This is a genomic window from Mycobacterium sp. SMC-16, from assembly GCF_046250085.1.
GTDB lineage: Bacteria > Actinomycetota > Actinomycetes > Mycobacteriales > Mycobacteriaceae > Mycobacterium > Mycobacterium phocaicum.
The window spans coordinates 3,506,345-3,523,687 of record NZ_CP176427.1 but is presented as its reverse complement, the minus strand read 5'-3'; the positions used below and the strand labels follow the sequence as shown (position 1 = coordinate 3,523,687).

At 67.6% G+C, this 17,343-nt stretch carries 18 protein-coding genes; 12 read left to right on the top strand and 6 right to left on the bottom strand.

All coding sequences use genetic code 11. From position 1 onward, the window contains the following. Nucleotides 1-97: 97 nt before the first annotated feature. Entirely contained in the window at nucleotides 98-886 is a 789-nt protein-coding gene (ppgK, locus tag ACJEIK_RS17035) for a polyphosphate--glucose phosphotransferase (RefSeq protein ID WP_205848818.1), read from the bottom strand. A gap of 71 nt (nucleotides 887-957) precedes the next feature. On the opposite strand from ppgK, the gene ACJEIK_RS17030 reads away from it, so the two are divergent. Beyond that, on the top strand, nucleotides 958-1,809 hold the full coding sequence (locus tag ACJEIK_RS17030) for an inositol monophosphatase family protein (RefSeq protein WP_133426079.1): 852 nt from the start codon (nucleotides 958-960) through the stop codon (nucleotides 1,807-1,809). On the opposite strand, the gene cei is transcribed toward ACJEIK_RS17030, so the two are convergent. Beyond that, nucleotides 1,810-2,460: an envelope integrity protein Cei gene (gene cei / locus ACJEIK_RS17025; RefSeq protein ID WP_061006028.1), complete on the bottom strand. Its 651-nt coding sequence runs from the start codon at nucleotides 2,458-2,460 to the stop codon at nucleotides 1,810-1,812. A gap of 162 nt (nucleotides 2,461-2,622) precedes the next feature. On the opposite strand from cei, the gene ACJEIK_RS17020 reads away from it, so the two are divergent. After that, nucleotides 2,623-2,925 (top strand): DUF4193 domain-containing protein, encoded by a 303-nt coding sequence (locus ACJEIK_RS17020; protein WP_029105318.1) that lies wholly within the window; start codon nucleotides 2,623-2,625, stop codon nucleotides 2,923-2,925. 79 nt (nucleotides 2,926-3,004) lie between these two features. Here ACJEIK_RS17020 and ACJEIK_RS17015 read toward each other — a convergent pair whose 3' ends face one another. Beyond that, nucleotides 3,005-3,496, bottom strand: a complete 492-nt coding sequence (locus ACJEIK_RS17015) for a DUF3093 domain-containing protein (protein ID WP_406804800.1) — start codon at nucleotides 3,494-3,496, stop codon at nucleotides 3,005-3,007. A 25-nt stretch (nucleotides 3,497-3,521) separates the two neighbouring features. On the opposite strand from ACJEIK_RS17015, the gene dut reads away from it, so the two are divergent. Further along, a complete protein-coding gene (dut, locus tag ACJEIK_RS17010) occupies nucleotides 3,522-3,986 on the top strand; it encodes a dUTP diphosphatase (protein ID WP_406804799.1) in 465 nt (154 codons plus the stop codon). After that, nucleotides 3,986-4,732 carry a DUF3710 domain-containing protein gene (locus ACJEIK_RS17005; protein WP_406804798.1) on the top strand — a complete coding sequence of 249 codons (747 nt, stop codon included), beginning with the start codon at nucleotides 3,986-3,988 and terminating at the stop codon, nucleotides 4,730-4,732. Before dut ends, ACJEIK_RS17005 begins: the two co-directional genes overlap by 1 nt. Here the strand turns inward: ACJEIK_RS17005 and ACJEIK_RS17000 are convergent. Further along, nucleotides 4,719-5,429, bottom strand: a complete 711-nt coding sequence (locus ACJEIK_RS17000; protein WP_406804797.1) for an alpha/beta hydrolase — start codon at nucleotides 5,427-5,429, stop codon at nucleotides 4,719-4,721. The two genes, ACJEIK_RS17005 and ACJEIK_RS17000, sit on opposite strands and share 14 nt — an antisense overlap. A 185-nt stretch (nucleotides 5,430-5,614) precedes the next feature. On the opposite strand from ACJEIK_RS17000, the gene ACJEIK_RS16995 reads away from it, so the two are divergent. Beyond that, nucleotides 5,615-5,986: an OB-fold nucleic acid binding domain-containing protein gene (locus ACJEIK_RS16995; RefSeq protein WP_020101829.1), complete on the top strand. Its 372-nt coding sequence runs from the start codon at nucleotides 5,615-5,617 to the stop codon at nucleotides 5,984-5,986. Nucleotides 5,987-6,093: 107 nt separating this feature from the next. Beyond that, a complete protein-coding gene (locus ACJEIK_RS16990; protein WP_406804807.1) occupies nucleotides 6,094-6,687 on the top strand; it encodes a DUF3159 domain-containing protein in 594 nt (197 codons plus the stop codon). Here ACJEIK_RS16990 and ACJEIK_RS16985 read toward each other — a convergent pair. Next, nucleotides 6,684-7,343 (bottom strand): TrkA family potassium uptake protein, encoded by a 660-nt coding sequence (locus tag ACJEIK_RS16985; protein WP_138248995.1) that lies wholly within the window; start codon nucleotides 7,341-7,343, stop codon nucleotides 6,684-6,686. The two genes, ACJEIK_RS16990 and ACJEIK_RS16985, sit on opposite strands and share 4 nt — an antisense overlap. Before the next feature lie 8 nt (nucleotides 7,344-7,351). Continuing rightward, complete coding sequence (locus tag ACJEIK_RS16980; protein ID WP_409430039.1) at nucleotides 7,352-8,026, bottom strand: potassium channel family protein; 675 nt, start codon at nucleotides 8,024-8,026, stop codon at nucleotides 7,352-7,354. Nucleotides 8,027-8,129: 103 nt separating this feature from the next. Here ACJEIK_RS16980 and ACJEIK_RS16975 point away from each other — a divergent pair, with 103 nt between their 5' ends. The 6 genes from ACJEIK_RS16975 (at nucleotide 8,130) to ACJEIK_RS16950 (ending at nucleotide 16,874) form a co-directional block, all read left to right on the top strand. Beyond that, complete coding sequence (locus ACJEIK_RS16975) at nucleotides 8,130-10,124, top strand: APC family permease (protein ID WP_064859607.1); 1,995 nt, start codon at nucleotides 8,130-8,132, stop codon at nucleotides 10,122-10,124. Continuing rightward, the gene (locus ACJEIK_RS16970; RefSeq protein WP_406804796.1) at nucleotides 10,121-11,308 is read left to right on the top strand and encodes a class I SAM-dependent RNA methyltransferase; all 1,188 of its coding nucleotides are present in this window, start codon (nucleotides 10,121-10,123) and stop codon (nucleotides 11,306-11,308) included. Before ACJEIK_RS16975 ends, ACJEIK_RS16970 begins: the two co-directional genes overlap by 4 nt. 65 nt (nucleotides 11,309-11,373) lie before the next feature. Continuing rightward, nucleotides 11,374-12,651, top strand: a complete 1,278-nt coding sequence (nhaA, locus tag ACJEIK_RS16965; RefSeq protein WP_406804795.1) for a Na+/H+ antiporter NhaA — start codon at nucleotides 11,374-11,376, stop codon at nucleotides 12,649-12,651. Nucleotides 12,652-12,687: 36 nt separating this feature from the next. Beyond that, nucleotides 12,688-14,586, top strand: coding sequence for a 1-deoxy-D-xylulose-5-phosphate synthase (gene dxs / locus ACJEIK_RS16960; RefSeq protein WP_406804794.1), 1,899 nt, complete (start codon nucleotides 12,688-12,690; stop codon nucleotides 14,584-14,586). A gap of 329 nt (nucleotides 14,587-14,915) precedes the next feature. Beyond that, a complete protein-coding gene (locus tag ACJEIK_RS16955; protein WP_406804793.1) occupies nucleotides 14,916-15,224 on the top strand; it encodes an ESX-1 secretion-associated protein in 309 nt (102 codons plus the stop codon). A 9-nt stretch (nucleotides 15,225-15,233) separates the two neighbouring features. Further along, nucleotides 15,234-16,874 carry a DUF4185 domain-containing protein gene (locus tag ACJEIK_RS16950; RefSeq protein ID WP_406804792.1) on the top strand — a complete coding sequence of 547 codons (1,641 nt, stop codon included), beginning with the start codon at nucleotides 15,234-15,236 and terminating at the stop codon, nucleotides 16,872-16,874. Nucleotides 16,875-17,343 lie beyond the last annotated feature (469 nt).

Here is a 17,343-nt window from a genome sequence, read left to right as displayed (position 1 = left end):
GATCACCGCTATCCGTTCAGGCGGCCGCCGTTGACCATTGTAACGACATAGTGCCCAGAAGCCGTATCAGCGGCGGGCTCGGAGCGTTGACCGGCCGCTAATGGCGGTGCAGAGCGCCGTCGGCGGTCATCGCAGCACCGACGATGCCGGCCGAATTCTGCAGCGTCGCGGCCACCACCGGCGTGCGGTTCTTCAGCAGGGGCACCCACTTGTCGGCCTTCTTGCTGATCCCGCCGCCGACGATGAACAGGTCCGGCCAGATGGCGTTCTCGACCGCCACCAGCACCTTGGTGACCTCTTCGGTCCAGCGCTCGTACGACCAGTCCTTGCGTTCCTTGACCGAGGACGCGGCGCGGTGCTCGGCTTCCTTGCCGCCGACCTCGATGTGCCCGAACTCGGTGTTGGGCAACAGAACCCCGTCGTAGATCACCGCCGAACCGATGCCCGTGCCGAACGTCAGTAGCACGACGAGCCCGCTCACCTCCCGGCCCGCGCCGAACTTCTCCTCGGCCAGACCCGCGGCGTCGGCGTCGTTGAGCACCGTCACGTCCTGGCCGTCGAGCCGCGAGGCGAACATCTCCCGCACGTTGGTGCCGATCCAGCTGCTGTCGACGTTGGCCGCGGTCCGCACGATGCCCTCGGTCACCACGCCCGGATACGTGACGCCCAGGGGCCCGGTCCAGCCGAACTCGCGGACGACGGCCGCGACGGTCTCCGAGACGGCCTCGGGCGTGGCCGGTTGCGGGGTGGGGAGCCGGAAGCGCTCACCGATCAGCTGGCCGGTGTCGAGGTCGACGATGCCGCCTTTGACGCCGCTGCCGCCGACATCGATTCCCAGCGCTCGATGCGGTGAGCCGTCAGTGGCGGCGGTGGGCGTCTCGGTCATCTGCACTCCTTGAAGGGGGTGGGCAAGAGGGCGCGACCCACACCCTAACCGCGTGTGCTGCGATAGGTGTCATGACAGCACGCGAACCCGAAAGCGCCACCGCACCTGCTGCGCTGCGCGCGCTCGCCGAGCAGCTGGCGACCGAGGCCGCGGCATTCGTCCGCCGCCGGCGCGGTGAGGTTTTCGCCGGTGCGCCGCAGGGCGACGGCGCGGTGCGCACCAAGAGCAGTCCGACCGACCCGGTGACCGTGGTCGACACCGAGACCGAGCGGCTGCTGCGCGCGCGGCTGGCGGTGCTGCGCCCGGATGACGCGATCCTGGGCGAGGAGGAAGGCGGTGCGGCGCGGGCGCCCGCCGGCGTTCCGGTGTGGGTGCTCGACCCCATCGACGGCACGGTGAACTTCATGTACGGGCTGGGCGCCTACGCGGTGTCGGTCGGGGTGCAGATCGACGGCGTGTCCGTGGCAGGCGCGGTGGCCAACGCGGCGACCGGCGAGGTGTTCTCCGCCGCGCGTGGCCACGGGGCCGTGGTGACCCGGGACGGGGCGCGGGCGGCCTTGCGCTGCAACGTCATCGACGAACTCCCGATGGCGCTGGTGGCCACCGGGTTCGCCTACGCGCGGGAGCGGCGGCGGCAGCAGGCCGGCGCCGTGGCCGAGCTGCTGGCCGAGGTGCGCGACATCCGCCGGGTCGGGTCGTGCGCCCTGGACCTGTGCATGGTCGCCGCGGGCCGGCTCGACGCGTATTTCGAATCCGGTGTGCACGTGTGGGATTGGGCGGTCGCGGCGCTGGTCGCCGAGGAGGCGGGCGCGGTGGTGCGGCTGCCCGCGCCGGGTGCGGACGACGACGACCTGGTCATCGCCGCGGCGCCTGGTGTCGCCGCGGCGCTGGCCCGGCAGCTGGCGCGGGTCGGCTACCGCTAGCTAGCAGGTCCCGCTGTGGATCTTCGGCAGCAGCGAGGTGTCGGCGGGCTGCGTGGCGTCGGGCTTCAGGCTGGCCAGCATGGCCTCGATGTCGTCGCTGTGGGCGAGCTCGTTGAACTCGGTGCCGATCGCGAGATCGACGGAGTCGTCGGGGCGCTGGTCCTGGAACAGCTGGGTGCACGGCGCGACGAGCCACAGCGCGGCGGCCGCGGACTTGCCGGCCGGGCCGAACCGGATCTGGCCCTGGCATTCCATGCGGGTGCTGGCGTACACCGGGTCATTGCTGGCCGCGGGCTGGCCGAATCCGAGGTCGCGCAGCTCGCCGGCGACCTCGCTGGCCTGGCCGCCCTGGCCGCTGGCGTTGAGCACCTTGATCTTGGTGTCGGCGAGCTTGGCCGGCACCACGTTGACCATCGAGGACTGCGACACCTCATCGCCGAGCTTCGGCTGGTTCGGGTCGGTCGGTGCGGGCGGGGGATTGCAGGTGATCGCCTGGTGGATTTCGGCGGGCTGGTTCGCGACGACGAGCCAGGCGATCAGCGTCGCCACGGCCAGCACCGCGAACAGGACCGCGGCGGGCACGTAGTTGCGGCGGCGGAACGGCCGACCGTGCTTGTCGAAGGCCGTGCCCTCGGTGATTTGTGCGACCACATGAGCACTGTAGATGCACCGCACCCTGCGTGATTACGAACCACCTCTTGCTCATGTGATGCAAATCACATATAGTCGGCGCGCTTTTCGGGCACGAATCATTTGGCGGAAGCGTTCGACGCTGGTACAAAGCTCTGCTGCAAGGTAACGGAGGGGATGACCATGGCTACCGATTACGACGCCCCGCGGCGTTCTGAGACTGACGAGGTTTCCGAGGACTCTCTGGAGGAGCTGAAAGCACGGCGCAACGAGGCACAGTCCGCCGTCGTCGACGTCGACGAGACCGACTCGGCCGAGAACTTCGAGTTGCCGGGCGCTGACCTGTCGGGCGAGGAACTCTCGGTCCGTGTGGTGCCCAAGCAGGCCGATGAGTTCACCTGCTCGAGCTGTTTCCTGGTGCAACACCGCAGCCGTCTCGCCAGTGAGAAGAACGGCGTGATGATCTGCACCGACTGCGCCGCCTAGGGATTCATCTTCACGTCAGTGGCCGGTCTCGCACGCATACCGTGCGGGGACCGGCCATTCGGCGTATTATGGGGCCGCGTCAGCGACCCTGCAGCGCTGCCAGGATCCGATCGGGATGACGGGTGCTCACCAGCCAGTACGGCGTGGGGTCGTCCGGGTCGTCGAGAACCACGAGGATCAACGGCCCGACCCAGGCCCGGTGTACGACGTACGCGGCCGGGTCCAGCTGGCGTCCCAGTGCCGCCGACTTCGCCGAGCGCGGCACCTCGGCCGACCGCGAGATGACGCCGGTCGGGATGTGCGCCGGCCCCACCCACAGCTCGGTCTCGGCGTCCGGCCCGGTTCCGGTGCTCACCACGCGCAGCTCGATGCGCCCCATCCACACCAGCGTCGCCGCCGCGACCGGCAGCAGCACGGCGAACGGCGCCCATGCCGGCACGCCCGACACGCCTTGCACCACTTCCAGCGCGATCAGGGCGGCCAGCCCGAAACCCGGTAACCACCACCACAGAGGCACCGTCAACCGCTCCCGGTAGCGGACGGTTTGGGTGGCTGCTCGCGTGTCTGACACGCGGCCAAGGGTAGTCTGTGCGGTCGTGTCCACCTCTCTGGCGGTAGTTCGGTTGGACCGGGATCTGCCGATGCCGGCCCGTGCTCACGACGGCGATGCCGGCGTCGATCTGTTCAGCGCGATCGACCTCAAACTGGCCCCCGGTCAGCGCGAGCTGGTGCCGACGGGGATCGCCGTCGCGATTCCGCACGGCATGGTCGGCCTGGTGCATCCGCGCTCGGGATTGGCCATCCGCGTTGGCCTTTCGATCGTGAACGCGCCGGGGACGGTCGACGCCGGGTACCGCGGCGAGATCAAGGTGGCGCTCATCAACCTCGACCCCAGCGAGCCCATCATCGTGAAACGCGGTGACCGGATCGCGCAGCTGCTGGTGCAGCGGGTCGAGCTGCCCGAGCTGGTCGAGGTCACGTCGTTCGACGAGGCGGGGCTGGCTGACACCTCACGTGGCGCGGGCGGCCACGGTTCCTCCGGCGGACATGCGAGTTTGTGATGGCATTCGAGTTCAACCCCGAAGAAGACGGCCCCTTCGACATCGAGGACTTCGACGACCCGGCCGACGCCGAGGCCGCCCGCCTGGACCTGGGTGGGGTGCTCGTCCCGGTGCCCGACGGATCGCAGCTCAACGTCGAGGTCAACGAGCAGGGCGTGCCGAACGCCGTCTGGATCATGACGCCCAACGGGCGCTTCTCGGTGGCCGCGTACGCCGCGCCCAAGACCGGTGGGCTGTGGCGGGAGATCGCCGCCGAGCTGGCCGAATCGCTTCGCAACGACAACGCGCAGGCACGCATCGAGGACGGACCGTGGGGCCGCGAGGTTGTGGGTCTGCCGGTGCCGCAGCCCGGCCAGCCGCAGGTCGTGATGCGTTTCATCGGCACCGACGGCTACCGGTGGATGGTGCGCTGTGTCGTCGTGGGCACCGAGGAGACCATCGACGCCATCACCGACGAGGCGCGAACCTCGTTGGCGGACACCGTGGTTCGTCGTGGTGACACCCCGCTGCCGGTCCGCAGCCCGCTGCCGGTGCAGCTGTCCGAGCCGCTGCTGGAGCAGCTGCGCGCGGCCGCCCAGCAGATGGCTCAGCAGCAGATGGAGCAGGCTCAGCAGGCGCTCGAACAGCTGCAGCAGCAGTTCGGGCAGCAGCAGCCCGAAGGGGAGCCGGACGCCCGTCGTAGCGAGCAGGGCTCGGCCATGCAGCAGCTGCGCACCCAGCAGATGGGCACCATCACCGGAGGCTGACGGCCTCGCGCAATGCGGCCACACAGGCGTCGCCGAGCACTGTCGGCTCTTCGCCCATCGCATCGAGGGTGACGGTCCGCAGCGCGGCCCTGGGGGCTGCCACGGCCCATTCCGCGGCCACCGCGACAGGGTGCACGGCGTCGTCGACCGCCCCGGCGACACCCATCGGCACCTGGAGTTCGGCGAGCTGTTCGCGGGTCGGGCCGCCGTAACCGGCCGCTTCTTCCATCGCGTCCGGCAGGCCGGGCCACTGTGCCGTCCATGACCGCGTGAGTTCGTCCGCGAGCCAGGCGGGACTGCCTGCCCGCATGCCCGCGACGGCCGCATCGAGCCCGATCTCGCGCAGCTGCTGCGCCGAGTAGCGGGCGGCTTGGGCGGCCGGCGCGCCGTCGGAATCACCCGTCCAGGCGGGCAGTGCGGCCAGGACGGCGATGCACTGCTCGGGGTGCGCGAGCGCCCAGTTCGTGGCGACCGCCGCGCCCAGCGACACGCCCCCGACGATGATGGCGCCGTGCTGTGCGGCGGCGTCGAGCGCTTCGAGATAACCGCCGATCAGGTCGCCCGGCAGCGGCCGCGGGGCGATCACCACGGCACCGGCTTCGAGCAGGGCGCCGCCGAACGCCCGGCGGATGTAGTCGTCGTCCGATCCCGTGCCGGGCAGCAGTACCGCGGTCATCCCTTGCAAGTTGGCCGTCATCCCTCGATGGTGCCCGGCGGCCGGAACGGCGCACGCAAGGGGGTCCGGGCGGGTGCGCCGTCCAGTGAGCGGGATAACGAAGATATATCCCGCGCCGAAATGGCAAATCGGAACCAAGAGGTCTAGCGTGACGTTGGTTAGATAGCGGGTCCACGGTGGATTCGCAGCAAGTCTCAGGAGAGACCATGGCTACGGCGGAAGGCTATTTGCGCCGACTCACCCGGCGGCTTACCGAGGACCTCGAACAGAGCGATGTCCAGGAGCTGAACGACGAGGCCCTGAACACCGGCGCCATGCGAGCGGTGGACTGCACGCGCGGACAGGAAGTGACGATGGTCGGCACGCTGCGGTGTGTCGAGACCAACGGCAAGGGCTGTTCGGGTGGCGTGCGAGCCGAGCTGTTCGACGGCACCGACACGGTCACGCTGGTCTGGTTGGGTCAGCGGCGCATCCCAGGCATCGAATCCGGGCGCACCCTGCGCGTGCACGGACGGCTGGGCAACTTGGACAGCGGGGCCAAAGCGATCTACAACCCGCATTACGAGATTCAGAAGTGACGTTCCCCGACAAGGGGACCGCGGACAGCGAGCAGGCCGAAGCGCAGATCGAGGCCCAGCAGGACGACAGTGACGCCAAACTCACGGCGCATGTCCTGCTGGAGCAGATGGGCGGCCTCAGCGGCCTCATCTATTCGTCCCTGCCGGTCCTCGTCTTCGTTCCCATCTCCAGTTTCTTCGGGCTGACTGCCGCGATCTATTCGGCGCTCGGCGTCGCCGGCTTGGTCCTGATCTGGCGCCTGGCGCGCCGCGAATCCGTGCAGCCGGCGGTGTCCGGCTTCATCGGCGTCGGGATCAGCGCACTGATCGCGTACATGATCGGCGCCTCGAAAGGCTATTTCCTGCTTGGCATCTGGTCGTCGCTGATCTATGCCGGGGTGTTCGCGATCTCGATCCTGATCCGTCGCCCCTTGGTCGGCTACGGCTGGAGCTGGGTCACCGGACACGACCGCAGCTGGCGCGACATCCGGCGGGCGGTACTGGCGTTCGACATCGCGACCGCGGTGTGGGCGCTGGTGTTCGCGGCGCGGTTCCTGGTCCAGAACCACCTGTACGGACTGGACCAGACGGGTCTGCTCGGCGTGGCCCGGATCGCCATGGGCTGGCCGCTCACCGCGGTCGCCGCGCTGGCGTCCTACCTGGCCATCCGGACGGCCCAGAAGGCCATCCGGGACGCGGAGCATCACGTCACCGAGGCTTAGCCCGGATTCAGCACCTGGTTGCGCAGCTCCTGCTCGACCTCGGCCACCGCCACGAACAGCAGCTCGTCGCCGCCCTCGAGCGGCTCGTCCGATTCGGGGACGATCACGCGCGGGCCGCGCAGGATGGTCACGAGCGTGGCGTCGCGCGGCAACTGGAGGCGCTTGACGGCCTTGCCGCCCCAAGGCGTGTCGTCGGGCAGCGTGATCTCGACCAGGTTGGCCTGGCCCTTGCGGAAGCTCATCAGGCGGACCAGGTCGCCCACCGACACGGCTTCTTCGACGAGTGACGCCAGCATGCGCGGTGTCGACACCGCGACGTCGACGCCCCAGCTGTCGTCGAACAGCCACTCGTTGCGCGGGTCGTTGACGCGAGCCACGACGCGCGGGACCGCGAACTCGGTCTTGGCGAGCAGGCTCACCACCACGTTGGCCTTGTCGTCGCCGGTGGCGGCGATGACCACGTCGAACTCATGGAGCTTGACCGACTCGAGCAGTGACAGCTCGCAGGCGTCACCCAGACGCCACTGCGCCGCCGGGACGGCGTCGACGTCGATATGGTCCGGATTGCGCTCCAGCAGCATCACCTCGTGGTGATCGACCAGTTCCCGCGCGATGGAGCGGCCGACGGCGCCGGCGCCCGCGATTGCGACCTTCATGTGCGCTCCTAGTGGCTTTCGACGTCGTCGCCGGGCGGCAGCGAGGCGATGGCGATGGCTTCGGCGACACGGCCCGACACCGCGGCCATGTACACCTGATCGCCGGCCTGGATGACGGTCTTGGTATCCGGCAGCACGCCGCTGCCGAACCGGATGAGGAACGCGACGCGGCCGCCGGTCGCGCCTTCCAGCGCCGTGACGCGGTAGCCGACCCAGTCCTCGTGCAGCGACAGCTCGGTGACGCCGACATTGCCCGACGGATCGCGCCACTTCGTGGTTTCGGTCTCGCGGGTCAGCAGATTCAGCAACCGGTCGGTGGTCCACGGCACCGTCGCGATGGTCGGGATGCCCAGCCGCTCGTACACCGCGGCGCGCTTGGCGTCGTAGATTCGGGCGACGACGCGCTGCACACCGAACGTCTCGCGCGCGACACGCGCGGAGATGATGTTCGAGTTGTCACCGGAGGACACGGCGGCGAACGCGCCGGCCTCTTCGATACCGGCCCGCTCCAGCACATCCCGGTCAAAACCCATGCCCAGCACGCGTTCTCCGGGGAATTCCGGTGACAGCCGGTGGAATGCCGTCTTATCTCGGTCGATCACGGCGACCTCATGGCCGATGCGGGCCAATCCGTCTGCCAGCGATGCGCCAACTCGGCCGCAGCCCATCACGACTACTCGCACCAGCCGATCCTTTCTGGGCCGGGAGGCGGCCCCGAAGCGAATTTCATGCCTCAGCTCAGTCCGAACGCTACAACCCGAGCCCGGGGGGCTTACCCTAGCCCTCGTGTCCAAGCTTTCGACCGCTACGCGACGGTTGGTGATCGGCCGACCCTTCCGCAGCGACAAGCTCGCCCACACGTTGCTGCCCAAACGTATCGCCTTACCGGTCTTCGCGTCGGATGCGCTGTCGTCGGTCGCCTACGCGCCGGAAGAAATTTTCCTGGTGTTGTCGGTCGCCGGTCTGTCGGCTTATTCGATGGCGCCGTGGATCGGTCTCGCGGTGGCCGGGGTCATGTTGATCGTGATCGCCAGTTATCGGCAGAACGTGCACGCCTATCCGTCCGGCGGCGGCGACTACGAGGTGGTCACCACGAACCTCGGGCACACCGCCGGGTTGACGGTGGCCAGCGCGCTACTGGTCGACTACGTCCTGACCGTGGCGGTGTCGACGGCGTCGGCGATGTCCAACATCGGGTCGGCCGTGCCGTTCATCGCCCAGAACAAGGTCCTGTTCTCGGTGCTGGCGATCCTGATCCTGGCGTCGCTGAACCTGCGCGGCATCCGGGAGTCCGGTACCGCGTTCGCGATTCCCACCTACGCCTTCATGATCGGCATGTACCTCATGCTGGCCTGGGGCTTCATTCAGATCTTCGTGCTGGGCCACCCGCTGCGGGCCGAGTCGGCCGGGTTCAGCATCAAGTCCGAGCACGGCGACGTGCTGGGCTTCGCCATGGTGTTCCTTGTCGCGCGCGCATTCTCGTCCGGCTGTGCGGCCCTCACCGGTGTGGAAGCCATCAGTAACGGTGTGCCCGCCTTCCAGAAGCCGAAGTCGCGCAATGCCGCGACGACGCTGCTGCTGCTCGGCGCCATCGCGGTGTCGTTGTTCATGGGCATCATCGTGCTGGCCAAGCAGATCGGCCTGAAGATGGCCGACAGCGTGGACCAGCTGGTGGGCGCGCCCGCCGGCTATCACCAGAAGACGGTGGTCACGCAGCTGGCCGAGGCGGTGTTCCAAGGCTTCCCGGTGGGCCTGTACCTCATCGCCGGCGTGACGGGTCTGATCCTCGTCCTGGCCGCCAACACCGCCTTCAACGGTTTCCCGGTGCTGGGCTCGATCCTGGCGCAGGACCGCTACCTGCCCCGGCAGCTGCACACCCGCGGTGACCGGCTGGCCTTCTCCAACGGCATCCTGTTCCTCGCGTTCGCCGCCATCGCGTTCGTGGTGGCGTTCAACGCCGAGGTCACGGCGCTGATCCAGCTGTACATCGTCGGCGTGTTCGTGTCGTTCACGCTGAGCCAGATCGGCATGGTGCGGCACTGGAACCGGTTGCTGCGCACCGAGACCGAAGCGTCCGAGCGGCGCCGTATGCAGCGCGCGCGGATCGTCAACACCATCGGGTTCCTCTGCACCGGCGCTGTGCTGCTGGTGGTCATCGTGACGAAGTTCATGGCCGGGGCCTGGATCGCGATTCTGGCGATGAGCCTGCTGTTCGTCCTGATGAAGGCGATCCACAAGCACTACGACACCGTCGCTCAGGAACTGCGCTCCCAGTCGGGCCCGGACGAGGACGTCGTGCTGCCCAGCCGCAACCACGCCGTCGTTCTGGTGTCCAATCTGCACCTGCCGACGCTGCGGGCACTGGCCTACGCGCGGGCCACCCGGCCGGACGTCCTGGAGGCCATCACCGTCAGCGTCGACGACGCCGAGACGCGCGAGCTGGTGCACAAGTGGGAAGACAGCGACGTGTCGGTCCCGCTCAAGGTCATCGCGTCGCCGTACCGCGAAATCACCAGGCCCATCCTCGATTACGTCAAGCGCATCACCGCCGAGTCGAAGCGCACCGTGGTGACGGTGTTCATCCCGGAGTACGTCGTGGGCCACTGGTGGGAGCACATCCTGCACAACCAGAGTGCGCTGCGGCTGAAGGGCCGGCTGCTGTTCATCCCCAACGTGATGGTGACTTCCGTTCCGTGGCAGCTGAATTCGTCGGAGCGGGTGAAGGTGACCATGGCCCCGGGCTCGGCGCCCGGTGATACGCGACGGGGCATCATCGAGTGAGTGAAGTAACGCTCACCGTTGGCCCGCCGGCCAACGGTGGCAGCTGCGTCGGACGTCACGACGGCCGCGTGATCTTCGTCCGGCACGCGCTGCCGGGCGAGGTGGTGCGCGCCGAGGTGACGTCCGAGCGGGGGTCGTACTGGCACGCCGATGCGATCGAGGTCATCGAGGCGTCACCCGACCGGGTGGATTCGTTGTGCGCGATCGCCGGGGCGCAGGGATCCGGTTGCTGCGACCTGGCTTTCGTCGATCCCGCCGCGGCGCGGCGGCTCAAGGGCGAGGTGGTGGCCAATCAGCTGGCCCGCCTCGGCGGCTACGAGTCTGGTGACCTGGAGGCCGCGGAGGTCGGCACCGTCGGCGCGACCGGGTGGCGTACCCGGGTGCGGCTCGAGGTCGGCGCGGACGGCCGGGCCGGGTTCCACCGCTATCACAGCGACGAGTTGGTGACCGACCTGTCGTGTGCGCAGGTGCCGGCCGGGATGCTGGACGATCTGCCGCTGCAACCGCCCGGCGCGCACGTGCACGTCGTGCTCGACGATGCCGGCAACCGGCACGTCGTGCGGTCCGGTCCGCGCGGGGGCAAGAAGAGCAAGTCCGGCATGACCGAAGTGGTCTCGGGCGAGTACGAAGCCGTGCAGCGCGTAGGCGATCGGGAATGGCGGGTTCCGGTGACGGCGTTCTGGCAGTCGCATCGCGACGCCGCCGGCACCTACAGCGCGCTGGTCGCCGAGTGGGCCGAGCTGTCCGAGGGGCAGACGGCGTGGGATTTATACGGTGGCGCAGGCGTTTTCGCGGCCGCGTTGGCCGGCTCGGTGGGGGAGTCCGGCAAGGTGCTGACGGTGGACACCTCACGCGGATCGGCGCGCGCGGCCCGGGCGGCGCTCGGAGATCTCGGCTGCGTCGAGGTGGTGACCGATTCGGCGCGCCGGGCGCTCGGGAGCCAGCGGGTCGCGGCCGACGTCGCCGTACTCGACCCGCCGCGCACCGGCGCCGGGCACGAGGTCATCGATCAGCTGGCCGCCGCCGGGGTGCCACGGGTGATCCACATCGGTTGTGAGGCAGCCTCTTTCGCGCGCGATATCGGTCTCTACCGTGGACACGGCTACGAGGTGGCGAACCTCCGGGTTTTCGACTCGTTCCCGCTGACGCACCACGTCGAGTGTGTGGCGCTGCTGACCCGGTAAATTTGCGGACAGGTGTGCCGGGAAGCCTGGTCGGCGCCGTTCAACGCTGCCCAGGAGAGTCCCGAATGAACAACCGCAACACGCGCAGGCGCCTGCTGACCCGTGGCAGTTGGCCAGAAGCCCAGCGGTTCACCGAGATTCTCCGCAAGGAGACCGTCGGCGGCATCCTGCTGTTGCTGTCCGCCGGCGTCGCTCTCGTGTGGGCCAATTCGCCTGCGGCCCACAGCTATCACGAGCTGTCCGAGTTCGCGGTCGGTCCGGCGTCGTGGCACCTGCACCTCAGCCTCTCGGCCTGGGCGGCCGACGGGCTCCTGGCGATCTTCTTCTTCGTTGTCGGTGTCGAACTCAAACGCGAGTTCGTCGCCGGCGACCTGCGCGACCCGGCGCGTGCCGCGCTGCCCATCGCCGCCGCCGTCGGCGGCATGCTGGCGCCCGCCGCCATCTTCGTGGGCCTGAATCTGGCGCTGGGGCACCCGGAGAACCTGGACGGCTGGGCGGTGCCGATCGCGACGGACATCGCCTTCGCTCTCGCCGTCCTGGCAGTGATCTCCACGCACCTGCCCACCGCGCTGCGCACCTTTCTGCTGACGCTCGCGGTGGTCGACGACCTGCTGGCCATCATCGTCATCGCGTGTTTCTACACCGATCACCTCAACCCCACGGCGCTGGCGTTGGCCGTCATCCCCGGCGGGCTGTTCGTCGTAGCCGTGCAGCGCGGGATCCGGCACTGGTGGCTGCTGCCGCCGCTCGCGGCGGCGACCTGGGCCCTGGTGCACGCGAGCGGTATCCACGCCACGGTGGCCGGGGTGCTGCTCGGGTTCGGGGTGCCGGTCCTGGGCAGGCACGCGTCGGCAGAGATGTTCGAGCACGCGCTGCGCCCGCTGTCGGCCGGGGTGGCCGTGCCGGTGTTCGCGTTCTTCGCCGCAGGGGTGAGTGTCGGCGGCTGGCCCGGCCTGGTCGACGCGATCACCCACCCGGTGACCGCCGGCGTCCTGCTGGGACTGGTGTTCGGCAAAGCCATCGGCGTGTTCAGCACCACATTCCTGCTGGCGCGATTCACCGGCGCCGAGCTCGACGAGGGACTGGGCTGGCTCGACGTCGCCGGGGTGGCGATGCTGGCCGGGATCGGCTTCACGGTGTCCCTGCTGATCGGTGAGCTGGCGTTCGGTGCGGGCACGTCCGCCAGCGCTGATGCCAAGATCGGCGTGCTCACCGGCTCGGTGATCGCGGGGATGCTGGCCGCGGTGGTGCTGCTGTCCCGCAATGCCGCGTTCCGCCGCATCCACGAGCAGGAGACCGCCGACGACGACGGTGACGGTGTGCCGGACATCTATCAGCCTTGACCGGCTGTACCCGGTACTCGTGCGTAGACTGTCGGAATGCTTGAACAGGTCCGCGGCCCAGCTGATCTGGCGCACCTGTCGCAGCCTCAGCTGACCGAACTTGCCGCCGAGATCCGGGACTTCCTGGTGCACAAGGTGGCCGCCACCGGCGGGCATCTCGGCCCCAACCTGGGTGTCGTCGAGCTGACGCTGGCCCTGCACCGCGTGTTCGATTCGCCGCACGACCCGATCATCTTCGACACCGGTCACCAGGCGTACGTCCACAAGATGCTGACCGGCCGGTGCCCCGACTTCGAGACGCTGCGCATGAAGGGCGGCCTGTCCGGTTATCCGTGTCGCGCCGAGAGTGAACACGACTGGGTCGAGTCCAGCCACGCCAGCACCGCGCTGTCCTACGCCGACGGGCTGGCCAAGGCCTTCGAGCTCTCCGGCTATCGCAACCGGCACGTCGTCGCCGTCGTCGGTGACGGCGCGCTCACCGGCGGCATGTGCTGGGAGGCGCTCAACAACATCGCGGCCGCCAATCGGCCGATCGTCATCGTCGTCAACGACAACGGCCGCAGCTACGCGCCGACCATCGGTGGTCTGGCCGACCACTTCGCGGCACTGCGCCTGCAGCCCGGCTACGAAAAGGCGCTCGAACGCGGCAAGCACGCGCTGCGCGGCGTGCCCGTCGTCGGCGAGTTCTGTTACCAGTGCGTGCACAGCATCAAGGCCGGCATCAAGGATGCGCTGGCCCCGCAGGCGCTGTTCACCGATCTGGGGCTCAAGTACGTCGGGCCCATAGACGGGCACGACGAGCACGCTGTCGAGGCGGCGCTGCGGCACGCCCGCGGTTTCAACGCACCCGTGATCGTGCACGTCGTCACCCGCAAGGGCATGGGTTACTCGCACGCGGAGAACGACGAAGCCGAGCAGATGCACTCTACCGGCATCATCGACCCGCACACCGGGCGGTCCACCGCCGAGTCGGTGCTCGGCTGGACGTCGGTGTTCTCCGAGGAGCTGATCAAGCAGGCCACCAAGCGGCGCGACATCGTCGCGATCACCGCGGCCATGCCGGGGCCGACGGGCCTGTCGGCGTTCCGGCAGCGGTTCCCCGACCGGTTCTTCGATGTCGGTATCGCCGAGCAGCACGCGATGACGTCGGCCGCGGGTCTCGCCATGGGCGGGATGCACCCCGTCGTCGCCATCTACTCGACGTTCCTGAACCGGGCGTTCGACCAGATCATGATGGACGTGGCGCTGCACAAGCTGCCCGTCACCATGGTTCTCGACCGCGCCGGCATCACCGGCAACGACGGCGCCAGCCACAACGGTGTGTGGGACATGTCGATGCTCGGCATCGTGCCCGGCATGCGGGTCGCCGCACCGCGCGACGCCGCCCGGCTGCGTGAGGAACTCGGCGAGGCAGTGGCCGTCGATGACGGGCCGACCGCCATCCGCTTCCCGAAAGGCGCTGTCGGCGAAGACATCCCGGCCGTCCGCCGCCAGCATGGCGTCGACATCCTGACCGAGCCCGCCGACGGCCTGTCCGACGACGTGCTGCTGGTCGCCGTCGGCGCGTTCGCCCGGATGGCGCTGCTGGTCGCCGACCGGTTGCGCAAGCAGGGCATCGGCGTCACCGTCGTCGACCCCCGCTGGGTGCTGCCCGTTCCGACGGCCATCGCCGATCTGGCCCGGGCGCACAAACTCGTTGTCACGCTTGAGGACAACGGTGTTGCCGGCGGCATCGGCTCCGCGGTCTCGGCCTCGCTGCGTCGTGCCGAGATCGACGTGCCGTGCCGCGACGTCGGTGTGCCGCAGGAATTCCAGGAGCACGCGACTCGCAGCGAGGTTCTGATGTCGGTCGGCCTGACCGATCAGGACATCGCCCGCCAGGTCACCGGGTGGGTCGCCGCCATCGGCAGCTCGGTCGACATCGCCTCGCAGTAGTAGCTCACTTCCCGCGAGCGGCCGTGTTTGTACACCCAAACCCGGTGTGTCGCGTGCATTTTGGGGCCGCTCGATCGAGCGGAGGGACATTTCTGCCCGCGCCCTTCGTGCTGTACAAGTTCGGCAGGCGCACACTCGAGTTCGGGTGAATCGAAACGAATTTCGCCAAGGATCGAGTGCACTGCCGCGAGCCCAGCTCCCCGCCGTGTGCGCGCAGATTGACCGGTGCCGTCGTCGTTTGGCTACGACTGGGGCGGTGAAATTGCCGTCGGCGACCGTTGCCTGGCGGCCCTATCATTTTCTGTGGGGGCTAGTTTGAGGGGGTTTACGTGGCCGTGCCGAGCGATCCGTTGAAGGTCGATCCAATCGAGCTGCGAATGACTGCTGACCGCTTGGATGGTCACAGCAGTGATTTCTCCACCGAACATCTCAAGGCGCATGCTGCGGCAAGCCAAGCGGCGCTGGGCTCGGGACTGTCGGCCGCTGCACTGCCGGAAATGTTGGCTGCTTGGGAAGCGGACGGCGCACATTTTGGTGAACGCTTCGCGTCACACGCGGAGGGACATCGCGGGGCTGCGGGCGCATATGAACGCACCGATAGTAGTGGCGCGGCGCGAATCACCGACACAGGGTTGTGATCTGAACTCGTGTCGCTGCAGGTGCTGCGGGAGTGGGTTCCTGAGATCGCAGGGCTGGCCAAAGCTACGCGTGACGCGTCCGTCAACCACGCGAACTCTGCGGAGCTCTACCAACAGTTGGTGAAAACCTCCACGTGGCAAGGTCAGGCTGCGCAGGAGGCGATGATGTCGATGTTGATGAGCGCCGCGGCTCACAACGTCAGGTCAGAGGACTTGTCATCGGCGGCGGCCGCGATGGACCACGCAGAAGAAGATGCCACCGCCCTCGCTACCACTGTGAAAGCGATTCTCGACGATGCGGCCGCAGCACCGGCGGTGGAAGTTGATCAAATAACCAACAAGGTGAGCGTTCCAGCGAACTACGACTATCTCGATGATGAGACCAAACTGAAAGTATCGAAGAAGATCGCCGATTTGGAGGCACGGATCGCTGACGCGCAGGCCGAAGGCGACCGAATCGACGCTGATCTGGCCAAAGCGATTGCGAAGGCGACAGGGTTGCCGGAACCGACGAAGACGCCGACGACACTGGCAGAGCTGCTGGGACTGACCGGTGAGGGGCCGCTCGCACCCGGTGAGGTCCGAAACATGGGGCCGATCGCCGGGACCGACAGCCCCGACGCTATCCCCGGGATTCGCGCAGCGGACTTGGGCGAGGTCATCACGCTGCCGGACGGCACAAAGGTGGCAATTTTCGGGGACTCCTATGCCAACCCTCAGGTCGGTGGACCTGGGAATGAGCACTATCCCTCAGTTGCGGTGCCTGTGACGTTCGACAAGAACGGCAAGCCTCATTTCGGTGCGCCGCTGACCGGGACCAACCTCAACAGCGGGTTGCCAAATGAATCACCGGGACCGCATACCCTCTTCCCGATACCCGATGCGGCTCGTGCAGCGGGAGCCAACAACGCGCTGCCGGCGGGCAGCGTCAAGATCGGCAACGACACCTACATGATGGTTGTGGGCACGAACACGAGCGAGGGCCTCAGTCCGAAGGGCTCGTGGCTGGTAAAGGTCACGAACGATCCGGCCGCCGGCTGGAAGCCGATCGAGGGCAGTTATAGGTCTGTCGCCGACAACCCCACGTTGCCAACTCAATTCAGCGGCTACCAAGGCAGTGACGGCAAGGTGTACATCGCCGCGGATGCGTTCGACCGCAGCCAAGGCGTCTCCATGTATCGGGTTGATCCCGCGCACATCAGCGACCGCGGGGCGTGGGAACCGTACGACCCGGGCAACAACACCTGGGGCGCGGCGGGACAGCCAGCGACCTCGACAATCACACCTGACGGTCAGAACTGGGGAGAACTGAGCTTCCGGGAGGTTGAAGGTAAACCGGTTCTCGCAGGCACGAACCTCCATAGTGGCGACGGTGATACGAACATGCCTACAGTCGAGGTACACGTTGGCGACAATCAAACTAACGTCGTTAGGCCGGGTGGAGCCCCGATTGTGGTGATGGACAATACCTCGGGAGCACCGAACCACGTGCCAGCGCCGTACGGCGGCTACATTCTGCCCGGATCGACACTGGATAATCTCGGTTTGTTTGGCAGCCAGTGGTTTCAGCCGGTAGATGCGGACAAGCATCCTATCGGTCCGGTGCATTACGACGTGCAGGATATTCATGTCAATGTCAAGCCCCGCTAGGGGTATCCGCAGCTACCACCATCGAGAGGAACGATCAAGATGATTCGGTTCGCACTTACTCTGGTGCTTCTTGCGTCGATCGTCTTGACTTCCGCTTGCACCGCTTCTGCGGAACCACATGAATCTGGTGGACCAGTGGCATTCCCCGATATGAGCGGCTACACACCCGCAAACCCTGATGACTATGCGCAAGCGCTCGACAACCCGGGCCGCCCCGAAAAACTCATCAAATACGCGTTCGATACTCCTGATGGGGTTCGATGCAGTTTTGGGAAACCTGCCTCAGCGTCCTGCGGAGGTAACAACCTTCCCGCAGTTTCTCCCGCAACATGCGATTCCGCGCAAGGTATCTACCGCTACAACGTAATGAGTACGAGTCGAGGTCTGCAGCAATGGCCTAGGGGTAGCTCGAATTGCTCGGAGGATTCGCCGCCGCACAAAGTTCTTCCTCCATTCCACACACTGACGG

Excerpts from the sequence above, each read along its gene's own strand:
- ppgK (WP_205848818.1), bottom strand. The coding sequence starts at position 886 with ATGACCGAGACGCCCACCGCCGCCACTGACGGCTCACCGCATCGAGCG.
- ACJEIK_RS17030 (WP_133426079.1), top strand. The coding sequence starts at position 958 with ATGACAGCACGCGAACCCGAAAGCGCCACCGCACCTGCTGCGCTGCGC.
- ACJEIK_RS17020 (WP_029105318.1), top strand. The coding sequence starts at position 2,623 with ATGGCTACCGATTACGACGCCCCGCGGCGTTCTGAGACTGACGAGGTT.
- ACJEIK_RS17005 (WP_406804798.1), top strand. The coding sequence starts at position 3,986 with ATGGCATTCGAGTTCAACCCCGAAGAAGACGGCCCCTTCGACATCGAG.
- ACJEIK_RS17000 (WP_406804797.1), bottom strand. The coding sequence starts at position 5,429 with ATGACGGCCAACTTGCAAGGGATGACCGCGGTACTGCTGCCCGGCACG.
- ACJEIK_RS16995 (WP_020101829.1), top strand. The coding sequence starts at position 5,615 with ATGGCTACGGCGGAAGGCTATTTGCGCCGACTCACCCGGCGGCTTACC.
- ACJEIK_RS16990 (WP_406804807.1), top strand. The coding sequence starts at position 6,094 with ATGGGCGGCCTCAGCGGCCTCATCTATTCGTCCCTGCCGGTCCTCGTC.
- ACJEIK_RS16985 (WP_138248995.1), bottom strand. The coding sequence starts at position 7,343 with ATGAAGGTCGCAATCGCGGGCGCCGGCGCCGTCGGCCGCTCCATCGCG.
- nhaA (WP_406804795.1), top strand. The coding sequence starts at position 11,374 with ATGAACAACCGCAACACGCGCAGGCGCCTGCTGACCCGTGGCAGTTGG.
- dxs (WP_406804794.1), top strand. The coding sequence starts at position 12,688 with ATGCTTGAACAGGTCCGCGGCCCAGCTGATCTGGCGCACCTGTCGCAG.